This window comes from Bradyrhizobium cosmicum, from assembly GCF_032290525.1.
GTDB classification, from domain to species: Bacteria; Pseudomonadota; Alphaproteobacteria; order Rhizobiales; family Xanthobacteraceae; genus Bradyrhizobium; species Bradyrhizobium cosmicum_A.
In genome coordinates, this window is record NZ_JASXTA010000017.1 from 97359 (window position 1) to 113744 (window position 16386).

19 protein-coding genes are annotated in these 16386 nt (G+C 65.3%); 6 read left to right on the plus strand and 13 right to left on the minus strand.

Annotation, left to right across the window (positions count from 1 at the left end):
• Nucleotides 1–193: 193 nt before the first annotated feature.
• From QSV46_RS27510 to QSV46_RS27520, 3 genes are all read right to left on the minus strand, one after another.
• Nucleotides 194–979: a hypothetical protein gene (locus QSV46_RS27510; RefSeq protein ID WP_314958841.1), complete on the minus strand. Its 786-nt coding sequence runs from the start codon at nucleotides 977–979 to the stop codon at nucleotides 194–196.
• An 80-nt stretch (nucleotides 980–1059) separates the two neighbouring features.
• On the minus strand, nucleotides 1060–1665 hold the full coding sequence (gene leuD / locus QSV46_RS27515) for a 3-isopropylmalate dehydratase small subunit (protein WP_018459795.1): 606 nt from the start codon (nucleotides 1663–1665) through the stop codon (nucleotides 1060–1062).
• A 79-nt stretch (nucleotides 1666–1744) separates the two neighbouring features.
• Nucleotides 1745–2155: a metallopeptidase family protein gene (locus tag QSV46_RS27520; RefSeq protein ID WP_314958861.1), complete on the minus strand. Its 411-nt coding sequence runs from the start codon at nucleotides 2153–2155 to the stop codon at nucleotides 1745–1747.
• A 156-nt stretch (nucleotides 2156–2311) separates the two neighbouring features.
• On the opposite strand from QSV46_RS27520, the gene QSV46_RS27525 reads away from it, so the two are divergent.
• The 3 genes from QSV46_RS27525 (at nucleotide 2312) to QSV46_RS27535 (ending at nucleotide 3619) form a co-directional block, all read left to right on the plus strand.
• Complete coding sequence (locus QSV46_RS27525) at nucleotides 2312–2590, plus strand: hypothetical protein (protein WP_314959059.1); 279 nt, start codon at nucleotides 2312–2314, stop codon at nucleotides 2588–2590.
• Between the two features lie 49 nt (nucleotides 2591–2639).
• Nucleotides 2640–2900, plus strand: coding sequence for a hypothetical protein (locus QSV46_RS27530; protein ID WP_314958862.1), 261 nt, complete (start codon nucleotides 2640–2642; stop codon nucleotides 2898–2900).
• A gap of 152 nt (nucleotides 2901–3052) precedes the next feature.
• Complete coding sequence (locus QSV46_RS27535) at nucleotides 3053–3619, plus strand: hypothetical protein (protein WP_314958865.1); 567 nt, start codon at nucleotides 3053–3055, stop codon at nucleotides 3617–3619.
• A 54-nt stretch (nucleotides 3620–3673) separates the two neighbouring features.
• On the opposite strand, the gene QSV46_RS27540 is transcribed toward QSV46_RS27535, so the two are convergent.
• The 7 genes from QSV46_RS27540 to ffh form a co-directional block, all read right to left on the minus strand.
• Nucleotides 3674–3883, minus strand: a complete 210-nt coding sequence (locus QSV46_RS27540) for a hypothetical protein (RefSeq protein ID WP_314958868.1) — start codon at nucleotides 3881–3883, stop codon at nucleotides 3674–3676.
• Between the two features lie 95 nt (nucleotides 3884–3978).
• A complete protein-coding gene (leuC, locus tag QSV46_RS27545) occupies nucleotides 3979–5385 on the minus strand; it encodes a 3-isopropylmalate dehydratase large subunit (protein WP_314958869.1) in 1407 nt (468 codons plus the stop codon).
• A gap of 325 nt (nucleotides 5386–5710) precedes the next feature.
• Entirely contained in the window at nucleotides 5711–6094 is a 384-nt protein-coding gene (rplS, locus tag QSV46_RS27550; protein WP_314958870.1) for a 50S ribosomal protein L19, read from the minus strand.
• A gap of 110 nt (nucleotides 6095–6204) precedes the next feature.
• On the minus strand, nucleotides 6205–6960 hold the full coding sequence (gene trmD / locus QSV46_RS27555) for a tRNA (guanosine(37)-N1)-methyltransferase TrmD (protein ID WP_314958872.1): 756 nt from the start codon (nucleotides 6958–6960) through the stop codon (nucleotides 6205–6207).
• 127 nt (nucleotides 6961–7087) lie between these two features.
• A complete protein-coding gene (rimM, locus tag QSV46_RS27560) occupies nucleotides 7088–7657 on the minus strand; it encodes a ribosome maturation factor RimM (RefSeq protein ID WP_314958874.1) in 570 nt (189 codons plus the stop codon).
• 9 nt (nucleotides 7658–7666) lie between these two features.
• Nucleotides 7667–7999 (minus strand): 30S ribosomal protein S16, encoded by a 333-nt coding sequence (gene rpsP, locus QSV46_RS27565; protein WP_314958876.1) that lies wholly within the window; start codon nucleotides 7997–7999, stop codon nucleotides 7667–7669.
• Nucleotides 8000–8084: 85 nt separating this feature from the next.
• Complete coding sequence (gene ffh / locus QSV46_RS27570; RefSeq protein ID WP_314958879.1) at nucleotides 8085–9632, minus strand: signal recognition particle protein; 1548 nt, start codon at nucleotides 9630–9632, stop codon at nucleotides 8085–8087.
• A gap of 540 nt (nucleotides 9633–10172) precedes the next feature.
• Here ffh and QSV46_RS27575 point away from each other — a divergent pair.
• Complete coding sequence (locus QSV46_RS27575) at nucleotides 10173–11153, plus strand: MBL fold metallo-hydrolase (RefSeq protein WP_314958880.1); 981 nt, start codon at nucleotides 10173–10175, stop codon at nucleotides 11151–11153.
• A 185-nt stretch (nucleotides 11154–11338) separates the two neighbouring features.
• On the opposite strand, the gene QSV46_RS27580 is transcribed toward QSV46_RS27575, so the two are convergent.
• Together QSV46_RS27580 and QSV46_RS27585 are read right to left on the minus strand one after the other, a co-directional pair.
• Nucleotides 11339–12067, minus strand: a complete 729-nt coding sequence (locus QSV46_RS27580; protein WP_314958883.1) for an SIMPL domain-containing protein — start codon at nucleotides 12065–12067, stop codon at nucleotides 11339–11341.
• Nucleotides 12068–12072: 5 nt separating this feature from the next.
• Nucleotides 12073–12798 (minus strand): GyrI-like domain-containing protein, encoded by a 726-nt coding sequence (locus QSV46_RS27585; RefSeq protein WP_314958886.1) that lies wholly within the window; start codon nucleotides 12796–12798, stop codon nucleotides 12073–12075.
• A gap of 213 nt (nucleotides 12799–13011) precedes the next feature.
• Between QSV46_RS27585 and dapF the strand changes: the two genes are divergently transcribed.
• Nucleotides 13012–13887 carry a diaminopimelate epimerase gene (dapF, locus tag QSV46_RS27590; protein ID WP_314958888.1) on the plus strand — a complete coding sequence of 292 codons (876 nt, stop codon included), beginning with the start codon at nucleotides 13012–13014 and terminating at the stop codon, nucleotides 13885–13887.
• Nucleotides 13887–15140 (plus strand): tRNA (N(6)-L-threonylcarbamoyladenosine(37)-C(2))-methylthiotransferase MtaB, encoded by a 1254-nt coding sequence (mtaB, locus tag QSV46_RS27595; protein ID WP_314958890.1) that lies wholly within the window; start codon nucleotides 13887–13889, stop codon nucleotides 15138–15140. The genes dapF and mtaB overlap by 1 nt, the downstream gene beginning before the upstream one ends.
• A gap of 132 nt (nucleotides 15141–15272) precedes the next feature.
• Here the strand turns inward: mtaB and QSV46_RS27600 are convergent, their stop codons facing one another.
• Complete coding sequence (locus QSV46_RS27600) at nucleotides 15273–16382, minus strand: DUF2336 domain-containing protein (protein ID WP_314958891.1); 1110 nt, start codon at nucleotides 16380–16382, stop codon at nucleotides 15273–15275.
• Nucleotides 16383–16386 lie beyond the last annotated feature (4 nt).

A 16386-nucleotide genomic window follows, 5' to 3' on the forward strand; every position in this document is an offset into this window, starting at 1 on the left:
GCTGCAGTGTGTCGGCGATGGGTGCAACGTGATCGCGTAGAAGGCGCAAATCCTTCCCCATCGTCATGGCCGGGCTTGACCCGGCCATCCACGCCTTACCGGGCAGCTGGAGAACGTGGATGCCCGGGACAAGCCCGGGCATGACGACCTCTAACGACGTTTCTCTATGCGACTGCCGCGGGCACAGGGAGACCTAGCCAAACCGCTCCGCCGCCCACGCATACAGGCTGCCGGGAATCGGCTTCTCGCCGCCGCGGCCCTTGGGCGAGATGTGCAGGCCGATGATGTCGGGGTTGGTGACGAGACCGAGATAGCTCGAGGGGTCGAAGAACAATTTTGGCTCGGCGTGCACGGCATAGAAAGATCGCTTCGGCAGTGCATTCCGCAACTCGCCGGTGCGGCGCGCCAGCGCCGTCAGCGCTGCCGGCCCGAAAATCGCAACGCGAATATCCGAGAGACGGTTTGAGCCGCCGCGCAGGCGGCGCATCATGAAGGTGACGCGGTGGCGCAGCGACAGCCAGTTCGGCGTCAGCTCCTCCTGCTCCATCAGCTCTTCGAAGGCGGCGACGATGCCGTGCCCGGGCGGCAGGTAGATCACGGAGTTGCCGAGCTGGCGGGGCCGCTCCCAGGCGAAATAGGGTTTTGCCGGATCGATCTCGACGGGCCTCAGCAGCAGGACGTCGGCGTCGAGCCAGAGGCCAAGACCCCTCGCCATCAGCTTCATGCGGAAGAAGTCGCTGAACTGCAGCGTGGTCCAGTCGCGCCAGCTTCCGTCCGGCTGCGGCGGCCGCAACCGTTCGGAGAACGCATGCGGCAGGATCGCCTCGGCATCCGCGTTCGCGATGCCCGCGGGCAGGCCGGGAATGGTGTCAAAACTGTAGACCGTGACCTTGTGGCCGGCCGCCAGCTGCGAGCGCAGACAGGTCTGGCGCAGGGCGTCCATCGGGCCGTGCCAGAAGGTGACGATGTCGGGCAGCATGTGCGGAAGCTTAGGAGATAATGAGGGCAAAGAAAAAGCCCCGGCGCCGATGACGCCGGGGCTGAAACAAAAATCTGAGATCAGGCCCAGGCGCGTTCGCGCTTGAGCTTGTCCTCATACGTGTCGATGGAGGCCTTCTTCTCCATCGTCAGGCCGATGTCGTCGAGGCCGTTGATCAGGCAGTGCTTGCGGAACGGGTCGATCTCGAACTTGACCTTGCCGCCGTCGGGACCGCGGATCTCCTGGTTCGGCAGGTCGATCGTCAGCGTCGCATTGGCGCCGCGCTCGGCGTCGTCGAACAGCTTGTCGAGGTCTTCCTGGGCAACGCGGATCGGCAGAATGCCGTTCTTGAAGCAGTTGTTGTAGAAGATGTCGCCGAACGAGGTCGAGATCACGCAGCGGATGCCGAAATCGAGCAGCGCCCAGGGCGCGTGCTCGCGGCTCGAGCCGCAGCCGAAATTGTCGCCGGCCACCAGCACCTTCGCATTGCGATAGGCGGGCTGGTTGAGGACGAAGTCCGGATTCTCGCTGCCGTCGTCCTTGTAGCGCTGCTCGGAGAACAGCCCCTTGCCAAGGCCGGTGCGCTTGATGGTCTTGAGGTACTGCTTCGGAATGATCATGTCGGTATCGACATTGATGATCTTCAGCGGCGCCGCGACGCCTTCCAGCGTGGTGAACTTGTCCATGGTTGCGCTTTCCCGGGTGGTTCAGGGAAGGCGTATTTATCGTGATCGGGGCGGAAATCCTAGGCCGAATTCGGCAGGGCTAGTCTGCCTGACCCGTCTCTTGGGCCTCGATCGCGGCCATATCGTCGTCCGAGAGGCCGAAATGGTGGCCGATCTCGTGGATCAGGACGTGGCGGACGATATGGCCGAGGCTTTCGTCGTGCTCGGCCCAGTAATCCAGGATCGGCCGGCGGTAGAGCCAGACCATGTTGGGCAGCCGCGCCACGTCGCCAAAGCTCTGCTGCGGCAGGCCGACGCCCTGGAACAGGCCGAGCAGGTCGAACTCGCTGTCGCAGTCCATCTCGTCCATGACCTCCTCGGTCGGGAAGTCGTCGACGCGGATGATCACGCCCTCGCACAGCTTTCGAAATCCCGCCGGCAGGCCTTCGAACAATTCATGGGCCGTCGCTTCCATCTCGGCCAGCGAGGGCGCTTTCAATTCCGTCCACATGGGCTTCTCTTAGCGCGGGTTTCCCGGCGATGCATCCGGCTTTATAAACGCGGCGAGGTTGACGGGCGCCGCCAAAACGGGGAGCGTGGGGCCTTCGATGGGACGTTTCAGGTGGGCGGAAAAATGCGAGCGAAAACAGCGCTGACGCTACTGTGCATGGGGTTGTTTTCGCAGGTTTGCGGCGTTGCCGAAGCCCAAACGGTCGGCCGCGAGATTCGGCTGGCGCAGGCGGGCGTGCCCGACGCCCCGCCGCCGCGCAAGCGGCCCCCGGCGCGTCTGCGCGTCACGCCCTATTACAGCCCGGACGGGGTCTATCCGCGCTACAACCCAGGTCCCGACGCGGTCCGCGAGTGCAACGCCACCTATGTGCAGGAATATCGGCCCAGCGGCACGGTGATCGTGCCGCATATGAGCTGCCACTGGCGCCGGGGCTGATCGGCCGATCCTGCTGGCAGCGTCGTATGCGGCGTGGCGGAGATTGATCATGACGAGATGGATCGCATGTGCCGTTGCTGTCGGGCTTGCCGCAGGCCTGCCTGACGCTTCCGCTGCGCACAGGGTGACGAAGCTGCCGGATGCCTCGGCGGGGCGCGCGGTGTTCGACGGGCGCCGGCATGTGCGGTCCGACGTCGTGCGGTACTCTCCGCGTCCTGATCCGCATTATTACGCGCGGCCCGTGTTCTACCGTCCTTATCCCTACGCCGTGCCGGCGCCCTTCGTGTTCGGCTACGGGCCGTGGTGGTGATGGCGCCGCGCCGCGTCGGTAACGTCGTTCATTCATGAGGCATTCACGTCGCTGTCCCTAGCTTGAACTTGCGAGCGACCGTCAATGAACAGCGATAACGCGGGCCGGCAACGAGCGCCGCAACGCCGCTGTCCAGATTCAGGGAGGATTCCATGCTGAGGAGTTTGGGTCTCAGGGCAAGCCCGATGCGCTTGCTCGGGATTGCGGCCGCCACGACACTGATCCTATCGGCCGGGACCGCGCGTCGCGTTGAGGCGCTGAGCTTGATCAATCCGGCGACGTCACCCGCGACGAAGGCCGCGACCGACGATCTCGTCACGCAGGTTCGCCACGGCGGCGGTGGGCACGGCGGTGGCGGACATGCCGGAGGCTTTCATGGCGGCGGCTTCCGCGGCGGCGGCTTCCACGGTGGCGGAGGCCATATCGGCGGTTTCCGCGGGGGTGGCTTTCGTGGTGGCCATGTCGGTGGCTTCCGCGCCGCGCCAGCGTTTCACGGCGGCGGCTATCGCTATGGCGGCTTCCATCGTTATGGCGGCTATCCCCGTTACGGGATCTATCGCCCGCATTACGGCTATCGCCACTTCCATCGGCGCTATTATTACGGCGGCTATTATCCCTATTACCACTATCCGCGCCGCTGCCGGGTGATCTGGACCTATTACGGCCCGCGCCGCATCTGCCGCTGGCCTCGCTGGCACCATCCGTACCGCTATTGGTAAGCACGATCGACATGAAAAAGGGGCGCCTCGACGGCGCCCTTTTGTTTGTGTGGCCTAAAGCCAATCCTTCAGCTTCCACGACGCGGACTTCCACCGCGTCAGGGTCTCGAGTTTCCATTGCTTGAACATCGCCGGTGGCCAGTGGCTGAGCTTCGAGGTCTCCTCGACCTCGGTCCTGGCGACGATGCGCAGCGACGCGGGGCGCCGCCGGTGCTGCCGCGTCGCCTCGCCGATCAGATCGACATATTCAGGCTTGTTGGCCATGAGTTCATGTCCGCGCGAAATGTTCGCGAGGACGCAGTGTGGGCGCCGGCGATTAACGGCGGTTTGCCGCGATCGCTACAATTGCAGGGAGAAGCTTACCGCCACTCCCTGACGTCGACGAAGTGGCCCGCGATCGCGGCGGCTGCCGCCATTGCCGGCGACACCAGATGGGTGCGGCCCTTGAAGCCCTGGCGACCCTCGAAATTGCGGTTCGAGGTCGAGGCGCAACGCTCTTCCGGGGCCAGCTTGTCCGGGTTCATGGCAAGGCACATCGAGCAACCGGGCTCGCGCCATTCGAAGCCGGCCTTGATGAAGATCTTGTCGAGACCCTCAGCCTCGGCCTGCTCCTTCACGATGCCGGAGCCCGGCACCACCATGGCGTTGACATGCGCCGAAACGGTCTTGCCTTCAGCAATCTTCGCCGCCGCGCGCAAATCCTCGATGCGGCCGTTGGTGCAGGAGCCGATGAAGATGCGGTCGAGCTTGATATCGGTGATCTTCGTCCCCGCCGTCAGGCCCATGTACTTCAGGGCGCGATGCTTGGACAGACGCTTGGCCTCGTCCGCGATCTTGTCCGGATCGGGCACGCTGCCGGTCACCGAGATGACGTCCTCAGGGCTCGTGCCCCAGGTCACGATGGGCGGCAGCTTGGCGGCATCGAGGCGCAGCTCGTGGTCGAAATGCGCGCCTTCGTCGGAGCGCAGATTCTCCCAGTAGCGCATGGCCGCGTCCCAGTCCGCGCCCTTCGGTGCCTTCGGACGGCCACGCAAGAAGTCGAACGCCTTCTGGTCGGGTGCGACGAGGCCGGCGCGCGCGCCGCCCTCAATCGACATGTTGCAGACCGTCATGCGGCCTTCCATGCTGAGCGCGCGGATGGCCTCGCCGGCGTATTCCAGCACGTAGCCGGTGCCGCCGGCGGTGCCGATCTCGCCGATGATGGCGAGGATGATGTCCTTGCCCGTCACACCGTCCGGCAATTTGCCGTCGACGGTGACGCGCATGTTCTTCGCCTTTTTCTGGATCAGCGTCTGCGTCGCCAGCACGTGCTCGACCTCCGAGGTGCCGATGCCGTGCGCGAGCGCGCCGAACGCGCCGTGCGTCGAGGTGTGGCTGTCACCGCAGACGATGGTGGTGCCGGGCAGCGTGAAGCCCTGCTCGGGGCCGATGACGTGGACGATGCCCTGGCGCTTGTCGAACTCGTTGTAATATTCGATGCCGAATTCCCTGGCATTGTCGGCCAGCGCCTTGATCTGCTCGATGCTCTCAGGATCGGGGTTCGGCTTGGTACGGTCGGTGGTCGGCACGTTGTGATCGACGACGGCGAGAGTCTTCTCGGGCGCACGCACCTTGCGGCCCGTCGCGCGCAGTCCTTCGAACGCCTGCGGCGAGGTCACTTCGTGCACCAGATGGCGGTCGATATAGAGCAGGCAGGTGCCGTCCTCGGCTTCGTGGACCAGATGGTCGTTCCAGATCTTGTCGTACAATGTGGTCGGCTTGGACATGAGCGTCAGCTCCAGGAATGTTGTGTAGCGATATGCGCGGGTGGCGCGCGGGCAACCGGGTCGTCTTCAGCGCAGCGGTCAGGCTGCGGGACTAAGCTCTGACGTTGCCGAGGTCGCGAAGCGTCCGAAGAACCGGCCAGGCAGCCGCGAGCGATCGTCGATGACGACGCGCTCGATGGGCTGCATGCGGGTCCGATCTGGAAACATTCTAGGAATATATAGCAGGGCGATCTGGAATCGCGAGGGCTTTGACGCGCACGGCTGACGCAACAAAAAAGCGCGGGGTTTTGCCCCGCGCTCTCTAAAACTCGCCTGTAAGCGGAGCTTACTCGTTGACGGCGGCCTTGGTGTGCTCGGTCTTCTCGACGATACGGGCCGACTTGCCGCGCAGCTGGCGCAGGTAATAAAGCTTGGCGCGACGCACCTTGCCGCGGCGCACAAGCTTGATCGAGTCGATCATCGGCGACATCACCGGGAACACGCGCTCGACGCCCTCGCCGTAGGAGATCTTGCGGACGGTGAAGCTCTCGTTGAGGCCACCGCCCGAGCGGCCGATGCAGACGCCTTCATAGGCCTGCACGCGCGTGCGGTCGCCTTCGACGACCTTCACGTTGACGATCACGGTGTCGCCGGGTCCGAACTCCGGGATGTCCTTGCTGGCGGAGAGCTTGTCGAATTGCTCTTTTTCGAGCTGTTGGATCAGGTTCATGGGTAAATCTCCATCGGCGCGCCCAGCCTTGGAAAACGGGGGCCGCGCGAAATTCGTTTATCCAGCCATTGCGGATGTGGCCGCTCCTATAGGACAAGCCGGAGCGTTTGTCACCCGTCCGTCGTGTTTTTTGGCGTTTTTTGGCGTCCGGCCCGATTCGGGGCCTTGGCCGGGATCTGGGCCCACAAATCCGGCCGCCGTGCCGCCGTCAGGGCCTCCGATTGTGCCCGCCGCCAGGCCGCGACCTTGGCGTGGTCGCCGGAGGTCAGGATCTCAGGGATCGGGGTTCCCTCGAACAGCTGCGGGCGGGTGTATTGGGGATATTCGAGTAGCCCCTCCGAAAAACTCTCCTCGGTTCCCGAGGCTTCCTTGCCCATCACGCCCGGCAGCAGCCGGACGCAGGCGTCGATCAGGGCTAATGCGGCGATTTCGCCGCCAGAGAGCACGTAATCGCCGATCGAGACCTCCTCCAGGCCCCGCCCGTCGATCACCCGCTGGTCCACCCCCTCGAACCGCCCGCAGACGATCAGGGGGCCGGGGCCCTGGGCGAGTTCGGCCACGCGCGCCTGGGTCAATGGCCGACCCCGGGGGCTCATCAGCAGGCGCGGCCTCTCAGCGTCGATCTCGGCGGCATCGATGGCGGCGGCCAGAACATCCGCCCGCAGCACCATGCCCGGCCCGCCGCCGGCCGGGGTGTCGTCGACGCTGCGATGGCGGTCGGTGGCGGAGGCCCGGATGTCCCGCGCCTCAAGCTCCCAGAGCCCCGAGGCCAGCGCACGGCCGGCCAGGCTCACGCCGAGCGGCCCCGGAAACATCTCCGGAAACAGCGTCAGCACCGTCGCGCGCCAGGGTGAGGAGTTTGTCATGGGATCTCAATTGTTGTCGTCCCGGACAAGCGCAGCGAAGCGGAGCGCAGATCCGGGACCCATACCCACCGCACTTCGTTTTGCGACGGTTGGAGCGATCAGCTTAGCTAAAAATTCTGGCCTGTGGTTATGGGCCCCGGCTTTTGCCGGGACGACTCGGGGAGGGATTGTCCTCCCGATCCTCGCCCTCGATCTCCTGCGGCAGCGCGATCACGACGCGGCCACCGGCAATATCCACCTCCGGCACCACCGCGTTGGTGAACGGCAGCAGCATCGTCGTGCCCTTTGCAGATCCCTTGGGCGGTGCGATCTCGATGATGTCGCCGGCGCCGAAATTGTGGATCGCGAGCACGCGGCCGAGGGCTTCGCCGTCCATGGTGACGGCGGCGAGCCCGATCAGATCGGTGTGGTAATATTCGTCCGCATCCGTCGCGGGCAGGTTTTCGCGCGCGACGTAGAGCTCGATGCCGTTGAGGCGCTCGGCCTCATCGCGGGTCGTGACGCCCTTAAACGTCGCGACCAGATGGTCTTTGGCCTCGCGCGCCGTTGCGACCTCGAACTGGCGCTTGCCGTCCTTGGCGAGAAGCGGACCGTAGCGCCTGACGGCAAAGGGATCTTCGGTGAAGGTCCATAGTTTGACCGCACCGCGCACACCATGCGCGGCGCCGATCCGCGCGACGCAGACCAGCGCCGACATGTGCTGGCCTTAGCCCTTCGCGGCGGCTTCGGCCTGCGCCTTGCGCTCCTTGCGCGGCACGGCCTTCTCGGGGTTGTTGCGCGCTTCGCGCTTCTTGACGCCGGCGGCGTCGAGGAAACGCGCCACGCGGTCCGACGGCTGCGCGCCCTTGGCGAGCCAGGTCTTCACCTTGTCCATGTCGAGCTTCAGCCGGGTCTCGTTGTCCTTCGGCAGCAGCGGGTTGAAGTAGCCGAGACGCTCGATGAAGCGGCCATCGCGGGGAAAGCGCGAATCGGCGACGACGACGTGATAGACGGGGCGCTTCTTGGTGCCTGCGCGGGCGAGGCGGATAACGACGGACATCTAGTTCTCCTTCAAAATACGTTTTGTTCGGTTGATGGGTATTTTCGCGCCGCGCGGGACACTTGCGACCCTCGCGACGAATTCCTCATTTCTTCTTGCCGGGGAAACCCCCGAGGCCCGGAAGAGTCGGCTTGCCGCTGAGACCCGTAAGCCCCGGCAAATTCGGCAGGCCCGAGCGAAGACCGGGCGGCAGATCCTTCGGCAGGCTGGGCAGACCCTGTCCGCCACCAGCCTGCATCTTCTCCTGCAGCGCCTTCATCTCTTCCGGCGAGGGCGGCTTCATGCCGCCGCCAAAGCCCATGGCCTGCGCGATGCCGGCGAGCGGGCCGCGCTTGCCCGAGCCCATGGCCTTCATCATGTCGGCCATGTTCCGGTGCATCTTGAGCAGCTTGTTGACTTGCTCGACGCTCTGGCCGCTTCCTGCGGCGATGCGCTTCTTGCGGCTGGCCTTGAGCAGATCGGGATGACGGCGCTCGTCGCGCGTCATGGAGTCGATCACCGCGACCTGGCGCTTCAGGATCTTGTCGTCGATGCCGGCGGCCGCGATCTGGTTCTTCATCTTGGCGATGCCGGGCATCATGCCCATCAGGCCGCTGATGCCGCCCATGTTCGCCATCTGCAGCAGCTGCTCGCGCATGTCGTTGAGGTCGAACTGGCCCTTGCGCATGCGCTCGGCAGTGCGCGCGGCCTTCTCGGCGTCGATGTTGGCGGCGGCACGTTCGACCAGCGACACCACATCGCCCATGCCGAGGATGCGGCCGGCGATACGATCGGGATGGAAATCTTCCAGCGCATCGGTTTTTTCACCGGTGCCGAGCAGCTTGATCGGTTTGCCGGTGACGGCGCGCATCGACAGCGCGGCGCCGCCGCGGCCGTCACCGTCGACGCGTGTGAGCACGATGCCGGTAAGGCCGACGCGCTGATCGAAGGCGCGTGCGAGATTCACGGCGTCCTGGCCGGTGAGTGAGTCCGCGACCAGCAGCACTTCATGCGGATTGGCGGCGGCCTTGATGGCTGCTGCTTCCGCCATCATGTCTTCGTCGAGCGTGGTGCGGCCGGCGGTGTCGAGCAGGACGATGTCGTAGCCGCCGAGCTTGCCGGCTTCCAGCGCGCGCTTGGCGATCTGCGGCGGCTGCTGGCCCGCCACGATCGGCAGCGTCGGGATGTCGAGATCGCGGCCGAGCACGGCCAGCTGCTCCATCGCCGCCGGGCGATAGACGTCGAGCGAGGCCATCAGCACCTTGCGCTTGTCGCGCTGGACCAGACGGCGGGCGAGCTTCGCGGTGGTGGTGGTCTTGCCGGAGCCTTGCAGGCCGACCATCATGATCGGCACCGGCGGCACGGAATTGACGTCGATGGTCTGGCTTTCGGCGCCGAGCGTGTTGATCAGCTCGTCATGGACGATCTTGACGACCATCTGGCCGGGCGTCACCGACTTCACGACGGTGGCGCCGATCGCCTGCTCGCGGACGCGCTCGGTGAAGCTGCGCACCACCTCCAAGGCGACGTCGGCTTCCAGCAGCGCGCGGCGCACCTCGCGCATCGCGGCATCGACGTCCTTTTCGGTCAGCGCACCGCGCCCCGTCAGACGATCGAGAATGCCGCCAAGCCGTTCCGACAGATTGTCGAACAATGCCGTTGTCCTGTTGCTGTCCTCCCGAATGGGAAGAGCGCTCCGTTACTCGCCGCTGTCATGCCCCGCGAAGGCGGGGCATCCAGTACGCCGTGGCTTTCCGGTTCTAGCCGAGCCGTCTCGGAGTACTGGATCCCCCGCCTTCGCGGGGAATGACCACTTCCTCGGCAAACGATCTTCCAAACACCTTTACGCCCGAGGGCGCACAGCGCTGTCGGGCGTTGGCCTCTGGCCTCCAGGGCCAGTCGGCGGGTCGAAAAGAAAGCCTTTCCGAGAAAGTGGCGGGGTTAAACGCCGCCGCCGCCCAAAAGTCAAGGAAAGTTGGGGCGCTGGATGGCCTTTGCCAAGGCAAGGCCCTGAAATGAGGGCCATTTTGGCGCCGGGTTCCTTTTCGTCCGGCTCCGCCCATATAGGACGTGATGTCCCGCCGCTCCGACCACCCCTGAAGCCGCCCCGTGCCGATCACCCGCCGCCGCCTTTTCGGACTGCTCGCTGGGGCCGGGCGCATTGGTCGGCGTGCCCTCCCTCTGGATATCTAGCATGAAAACCTATGACGGCCCCGTCTCCGACCATTTCGACGGCCTGACCTTCTTCGATCCGGACGGCGCGCCGCCACGGTCGCTTCGCGAGGTCCTGCGCTGGCAGTTGGGCGGCAAGCGGCAGCGCGCGACCTGGCCCGCTTGGGCTCCGAGCCCCCATGCCGACACGCCGCCGGAACGGGTCGAGGGCGACAAGGTGCGGCTCTCCTTTGTCGGCCACGCCAGTTGGCTGATCCAGACCGGCGGCCTCAACATCCTGGTCGATCCGGTCTGGTCCTCACGGGTCTCGCCGGTCGCCTGGGCCGGACCGAAGCGGCACAACGATCCCGGCATCGCGTTCGAGAAATTGCCGAAGATCGACGTCGTGCTGGTCTCGCACGGCCACTACGATCATCTTGATATCGCAACGCTGTCGCGGCTCGCGAAGAATTTTGCTCCGCGCGTGGTGACGCCGCTCGGCAACGACGTGACGATGCGCAGCTCTGATCCGACGATCAAGGTGGAAGCGTTCGACTGGCACGACCGCGTCGAACTCGGTAACGGCATTGCCGTGACGCTGGTGCCGACAAGGCACTGGACCGCGCGCGGCATGTTCGACCGCAACAAGGCGCTGTGGGCAAGCTTTGTGCTGGAGACGCCTGCGGGCAAACTCTACGTCGTCTGCGATTCCGGCTATGGCGACGGCACGCATTTCCGCCGCGTCGCCGAGAAGCACGGGAAGCTGCGCCTGGCGATCCTCCCGATCGGCGCCTACGAGCCGCGCTGGTTCATGCGCGACCAGCACATGAATCCGGAAGATGCCGTGAAGGCGCTGGCGGATTGCGGCGCGCAGGAGGCGCTTGGCCATCATCACGGCACGTTCCAGCTGACCGACGAAGCGATCGATGCGCCGGCGAAAGCGCTGGTGGAGGCGCTCGATGCGGCGAAGATTCCGCAGGAAAGATTCGTGGCGATGAAGCCCGGGCAGGTGGTGGAGATTTAGCTGGAATCTTGCGTCATTCTCCGCTGTCGTCCCGGACAAGCGAAGCGCAGATCCGGGACCATAACCACAGGGAGGAATTTGGCGAAGACTCGGAGCTATCGGCTCCGCGCAACAATTATTCCCAGTGGTTATGGGTCCCCGCCTTCGCGGGGACGACACCGTCGTAGTGGTAAGCAGCGTACCTGTTACTGTCCCGCCTTGATCGCCCAGCGCACAAGCACGGTGACGGAGAGCGTATCCTCGCCGGGCGCAATGGAGACGGGGGCTGCGGCCATTGGCGCCGTGGCCATTCGCGGTTTTAGCAGCATCCCCACTTGGCCACCCTCCGTGACGCTCAGCGGAGCGCCCAACGTGACACCAGTAGTCTTGGCGTAGATCTCGGCTTTGCGGCGCGCATCGGCGACCGCCTGCTCACGCGCACCGTCGAGCAGTTTTGACGCCTGCGTCACCTCGAACGAGATGTTGCCGATGTCGTTGGCGCCGGCGCCGACCAGCGTGTCGATGATGCCGGCCACCTTGGTCACGTCGCGGATCTTCACGGTGACACGGTTGGAGGCGCGGAATCCGACGACAGGCGAGGTGCCGGTGGATTTGTTCTGGCCGTATTGCGGTTGCAGCGACAGGCGCGAGGTCTGGTAGTCCTTCTCGGCGATGCCGGCGCCCTTCAGTGCCAGCAGCACCTTGCCCATTGCGGCGTTGTTGGCGTCGGAGGCTTCCTTCGCCGACTTGGCGTCGTTGGCGACACCGGCATCAATCTGCGCGAGATCGGGGGCTGCGGAAACCGTGGCTTCGCCGCTCACCGTAATCGCGGACGGAAAATCGTCGGCAAGTGCCGGCGTTGCCGGCAGCGCGGCGGCGAAAGCGGCGGCAAGGAAACTAACAAGGGACGTAGAAAGAACGGCAGGCTTTTTCATCGATCTCACTTCAGTGGCACGAACACGTTGATCACGAGCTTGTCCTCCGCCGTTTTCAGGGGATCGGTGAGGTACTCCTCGATGAAAGTATCCTTGGCTTCCAGCTTCTTGTCGTCGAGGTGATTGGTGATCGCCTCATAGGTGTTGTCCATGTTGTCGTAGGAGCCGCGATGGACGAATTTCAGCGCCTTGCCCTCCGGCGATTTGCCGATGCTCATGTCCTTGGGCAGCTTCTGCGGGTCCTGATCGACGGGGATCTCGGCCAGGAAGGTGAAGCCGGTGTCGTCGGTCGAGGTGTAGACGATCATCGAATTGCCTGATGGCTTGATGCCCTGCTTGTCCAGCAGCGTGTTCAGCGCCTTGAAGGCGTCGACCAGCGTGTCGAAGGCCGAGTCCCAATTGGCGGTGCCCTTGACCATCACGACCTTCTTCGGCTCGAGCGTGGTCTCGAGGCCAAAGGGATCGGCGGTCTGCACCGGGGCCGGGCTGGCCGTAACAGCCGGTGGCGGCGCGGCCGGGCTGGGCGAGGCACTGGCTGCAGGCGCAGGCGATGCTGCAGGAGCGGGCGGGGCGCTCGCGGCTGGGGCGGGCGAAGCCGATGGAGCCGGCGAGGGGCTAGCCGAGGCAGCCGGCGCCGGGGTCGGGCTCTGCGCCAGAGCGCCTGATAGCCCAAGCGACAAGGCTGCTGCCGGGATCAGCGCAGCCAGAACGAGACGACGGAAATTACTCATTTTATTCTCCCCAGACCTTGCCCACCAAGGCCTTGAACCCGACCGCGCGCATCCCGGTTCGCGCGAACTGCGCCGTTCTAACACGCGAGCGCCGAATTCGTCCCATGACAGATGCGTCATGGCAGCTCTCGGCAGATCCTGGCAACCTGCACCAAATCACTGGCCAAGCGGCCGAGGATCGCCATATAAGGCAGGCGAAATTCGGGAATTTTCATGAGCGCGCTGGCCAACCACGCATTTGCCAAGATGAACGGCATCGGCAACGAGATCGTCGTCGTCGACATGCGTGACTCCACGGCCAAGGTGACGCCGGACGACGCCCGCGCGGTGGCGTCCGCGCAAGGCGGCGTGCCCTACGACCAGCTGATGGTGCTGCAGAAGCCGCGGCTCGACGGCACTGAAGCCTTCATCCGCATCTACAACAATGACGGCTCGGAGGCCGGTGCTTGCGGCAACGGCATGCGCTGCGTGGTGCGCCGCATCTTCGAGAAGACCGGTCAGACCACCGCGACGTTCGAGACCGCCGCGGGTCTGCTCAATGCCTGGCAGGGTCCGACGCCGGACCTCTACACCGTCGATATGGGCGCGCCGAGATTCGGCTGGCAGGATATTCCGCTGGCAGAGGAGTTTCGCGACACCCGCTACATCGAACTGCAGATCGGGCCGATCGACAATCCGATCCTGCATTCGCCCTCCGTGGTGAGCATGGGCAATCCGCATGCGATCTTCTGGGTCGAGGACGTCAACGGCTACGATCTCGAGCGCTTCGGTCCGCTCCTGGAAAATCACCCGATCTTCCCCGAGCGCGCCAACATCACGCTTGCCCGTATCGTCGACCGCGACCACATCACGATCCGCACCTGGGAGCGTGGCGCCGGCCTGACGCGGGCTTGCGGGTCGGCGGCCTGCGCGACCGCAGTTGCCGCGGCGCGGCTGAAGCGCGCCGAGCGCAATGTCGAGATCACGCTGCCCGGCGGCAAGCTCGGCATCGAATGGCGCGAGCGCGACGATCACGTGCTGATGACGGGCACCGCGACCTTCGAATACGAGGGCGCTTTCGATCCGGCGCTGTTCGCGCCGGTCGGGTGATGGCCGTCGATATCGTCACCTTCGGCTGCCGTCTCAACGCCTTCGAGGCGGAGGTGATCCGCCGCGAGGCCGAAAGCGCGGGCCTGTCCGACACCATTGTCATCAACAGCTGCGCCGTCACCAACGAGGCGGTGGCGCAGGCGCGCCAGTCGATCCGCAAGCTGAAGCGCGAGCGGCCCGGTGCGCGCATCGTCGTCACCGGCTGCGCGGCGCAGACGCAAGGCGGCATGTTCGCCGACATGGCCGAGGTCGATCGCGTCGTCGGCAATGACGACAAGATGCGCAGCGAGGCCTGGCGCGAGACGCGCAGCGCTTTCGACCTTGGCGCCAGCGAAAAAGTCGCCGTCAGCGACATCATGGCGGTCAGGGAGATGGCGCCGCATCTGATCGACGGCTTTGCCGCCGGTCTGCCGCGCGTGTTCGTGCAGGTGCAGAACGGGTGCGATCATCGCTGCACCTTCTGCATCATCCCCTATGGCCGCGGCAATTCGCGCTCGGTGCCGATGGGCGCCGTGGTCGATCAGGTGCGGGCGCTGGCCGAGCGCGGCCATGCCGAGATCGTGCTGACCGGCGTCGATCTCACCAGCTACGGCGCCGACCTGCCGGGCGCGCCGAAACTCGGCATGCTGACAAAGCAGATCCTGCGGCACGTGCCGGAGTTGAAGCGGCTTCGCATCTCCTCGATCGATTCGATCGAGGCAGACAGCGATCTGCTCGATGCCATCGCGGGCGATTCGCGGCTGATGCCGCATCTGCATCTGTCGCTGCAGTCCGGCGACGACATGATCCTGAAGCGCATGAAGCGGCGGCACTCGCGCAGCGACGCAATCGCGTTCTGCGATCAGGTCCGCCGCCTGCGCCCGGACATTGCCTTCGGCGCCGATGTCATCGCGGGCTTCCCGACCGAGACCGAGGCGATGTTTTCGCGCTCGCTCGATCTGGTCGAGGAATGCGGCCTGACGTTCCTGCACGTGTTTCCTTATTCGCCGCGCCCCGGCACGCCCGCCGCGAGGATGCCACAGGTCGCGGGTCCGGCGATCAAGGAGCGCGCGAAGCGGCTGCGTGCGGCCGGCGAAGCGGCGTTGCGTCAGCGGTTGCAGGCCGAGATCGACGCAACACGCGATGTGCTGATCGAGAGCGAGAGCCAGGGACGCACGGAGCACTATCTGCCGGTGGCGATTGCGGGCGGACATGTCGGCCGTATTGTGCCGCTGACGATTGTCGGCAGTGATGGCGAGCGGCTCATCACATAGTCGGTGTCGTCGCCCGGCTTGACCGGGCGACCCAGTACGGTGCGGCTTCTCCGTATCTCACTCATGTCTCTGGAATACTGGATCCCCCGCTTTCGCGGAGGATGACACCGATGGTTTGACGAATAGCGCGTCCTACGACGCCCGCACCTGCCAGAATCGCAGCGTCCGCCGCGCATTCTCCGGCGTTATGCTCGCGTAATGCTGCTGCGCCCTCGCGACGTCTGCCGGCTTCATCGCGCCGGCGGCAAATCGGCTTTCGAGGACGGCGGCGGTGGTTTCCCAGCTGAGCTGTGCTGCCTTGCACGGCACCAGCAGGCCGTCCTCGCGCAGGCTCTGCATCAGCGGGCGAATGACCTCGACGGTTGATCCCGATAGTGCCGCCAATGCCGCCACCGTTTCTTCGTAGCGCCGCTGTGTCGCGAAGCCGAATAGCGTCGCCTCGGCGAGCTGGCCGCTCGCCTTGAGATTCGCAATCGCCCGCTTGGCGCCTTCGAAATCGCGAACGCCCGACATCTCGCGTTCGACGCCGGCAGTGACGGCGGCGATCGCGCTCTGGATTTCCTCGAACAGATGCGGCGGCGCGCGTGACAGCAGGCGCGTGCGCACGGCATCGCTTGCCGAGCGGAGCAACTGGCGGCGCAGGTCCGACGGCAGGTCGATACGAACGCCGATGCTGACAGCGAGTTCCGGATCGCTTTCGGCCTGACCGACGATGACGGCGAATCCATTTCCGGAAACGCGCGCGCCGGGATTGGTGGCAAGCCGCCGGCTGACGCTGGGATAGCGGCGCGCCAGCAGCGCGTCGGTGACGATCTCCTTCAGCCACCAGCGGCCGGCGACCGCGAGCAGATGCGGCTCGCCCTTGGTCGCGGCGATCTTCACCAGCTCGCCATCGTCGAGCCGCGCGGATTCCTGCAGCACGGGGCCGGCGATGCGGATCTCGTCATTGTTGGCAAGGCGCCGGATCACCGAGGGCGGCGCCTGCGCGACCGGCGCGAGCTGCGCGCTGATCTCGGCCAGCGCGACGCGCGCTGCCACATCGGCGATTGCGCGCAGCTCGATGGTGCCGATCAGGCGCTCGAGCACGTCGTCGAACAGCGCGATCTGCTCGTCGTCAAAGCTGCCGGCGGAGGAGAGGAACAGGTCGGTGACGCGCCGGGCCGTTTCCAGGCCCTTTTCCGCCGAACCGAGCCGAATCGCGGATTCGACTTCGGCGATGATCGATAACTCGGCCGTGGACATGACG

Bases quoted from the DNA above. Each gene is read 5' to 3' on its own strand.
- QSV46_RS27575 (WP_314958880.1), top strand. From the start codon at position 10,173: ATGAAAACCTATGACGGCCCCGTCTCCGACCATTTCGACGGCCTGACC.
- QSV46_RS27510 (WP_314958841.1), bottom strand. From the start codon at position 979: ATGCTGCCCGACATCGTCACCTTCTGGCACGGCCCGATGGACGCCCTG.
- QSV46_RS27520 (WP_314958861.1), bottom strand. From the start codon at position 2,155: ATGTGGACGGAATTGAAAGCGCCCTCGCTGGCCGAGATGGAAGCGACG.
- QSV46_RS27600 (WP_314958891.1), bottom strand. From the start codon at position 16,382: ATGTCCACGGCCGAGTTATCGATCATCGCCGAAGTCGAATCCGCGATT.
- rpsP (WP_314958876.1), bottom strand. From the start codon at position 7,999: ATGTCCGTCGTTATCCGCCTCGCCCGCGCAGGCACCAAGAAGCGCCCC.
- QSV46_RS27585 (WP_314958886.1), bottom strand. From the start codon at position 12,798: ATGAGTAATTTCCGTCGTCTCGTTCTGGCTGCGCTGATCCCGGCAGCA.
- QSV46_RS27540 (WP_314958868.1), bottom strand. From the start codon at position 3,883: ATGGCCAACAAGCCTGAATATGTCGATCTGATCGGCGAGGCGACGCGG.
- QSV46_RS27535 (WP_314958865.1), top strand. From the start codon at position 3,053: ATGCTGAGGAGTTTGGGTCTCAGGGCAAGCCCGATGCGCTTGCTCGGG.
- mtaB (WP_314958890.1), top strand. From the start codon at position 13,887: ATGGCCGTCGATATCGTCACCTTCGGCTGCCGTCTCAACGCCTTCGAG.
- rimM (WP_314958874.1), bottom strand. From the start codon at position 7,657: ATGTCGGCGCTGGTCTGCGTCGCGCGGATCGGCGCCGCGCATGGTGTG.
- QSV46_RS27525 (WP_314959059.1), top strand. From the start codon at position 2,312: ATGGGGTTGTTTTCGCAGGTTTGCGGCGTTGCCGAAGCCCAAACGGTC.
- leuD (WP_018459795.1), bottom strand. From the start codon at position 1,665: ATGGACAAGTTCACCACGCTGGAAGGCGTCGCGGCGCCGCTGAAGATC.
- rplS (WP_314958870.1), bottom strand. From the start codon at position 6,094: ATGAACCTGATCCAACAGCTCGAAAAAGAGCAATTCGACAAGCTCTCC.
- leuC (WP_314958869.1), bottom strand. From the start codon at position 5,385: ATGTCCAAGCCGACCACATTGTACGACAAGATCTGGAACGACCATCTG.
- dapF (WP_314958888.1), top strand. From the start codon at position 13,012: ATGAGCGCGCTGGCCAACCACGCATTTGCCAAGATGAACGGCATCGGC.
- QSV46_RS27580 (WP_314958883.1), bottom strand. From the start codon at position 12,067: ATGAAAAAGCCTGCCGTTCTTTCTACGTCCCTTGTTAGTTTCCTTGCC.
- QSV46_RS27530 (WP_314958862.1), top strand. From the start codon at position 2,640: ATGACGAGATGGATCGCATGTGCCGTTGCTGTCGGGCTTGCCGCAGGC.
- trmD (WP_314958872.1), bottom strand. From the start codon at position 6,960: ATGACAAACTCCTCACCCTGGCGCGCGACGGTGCTGACGCTGTTTCCG.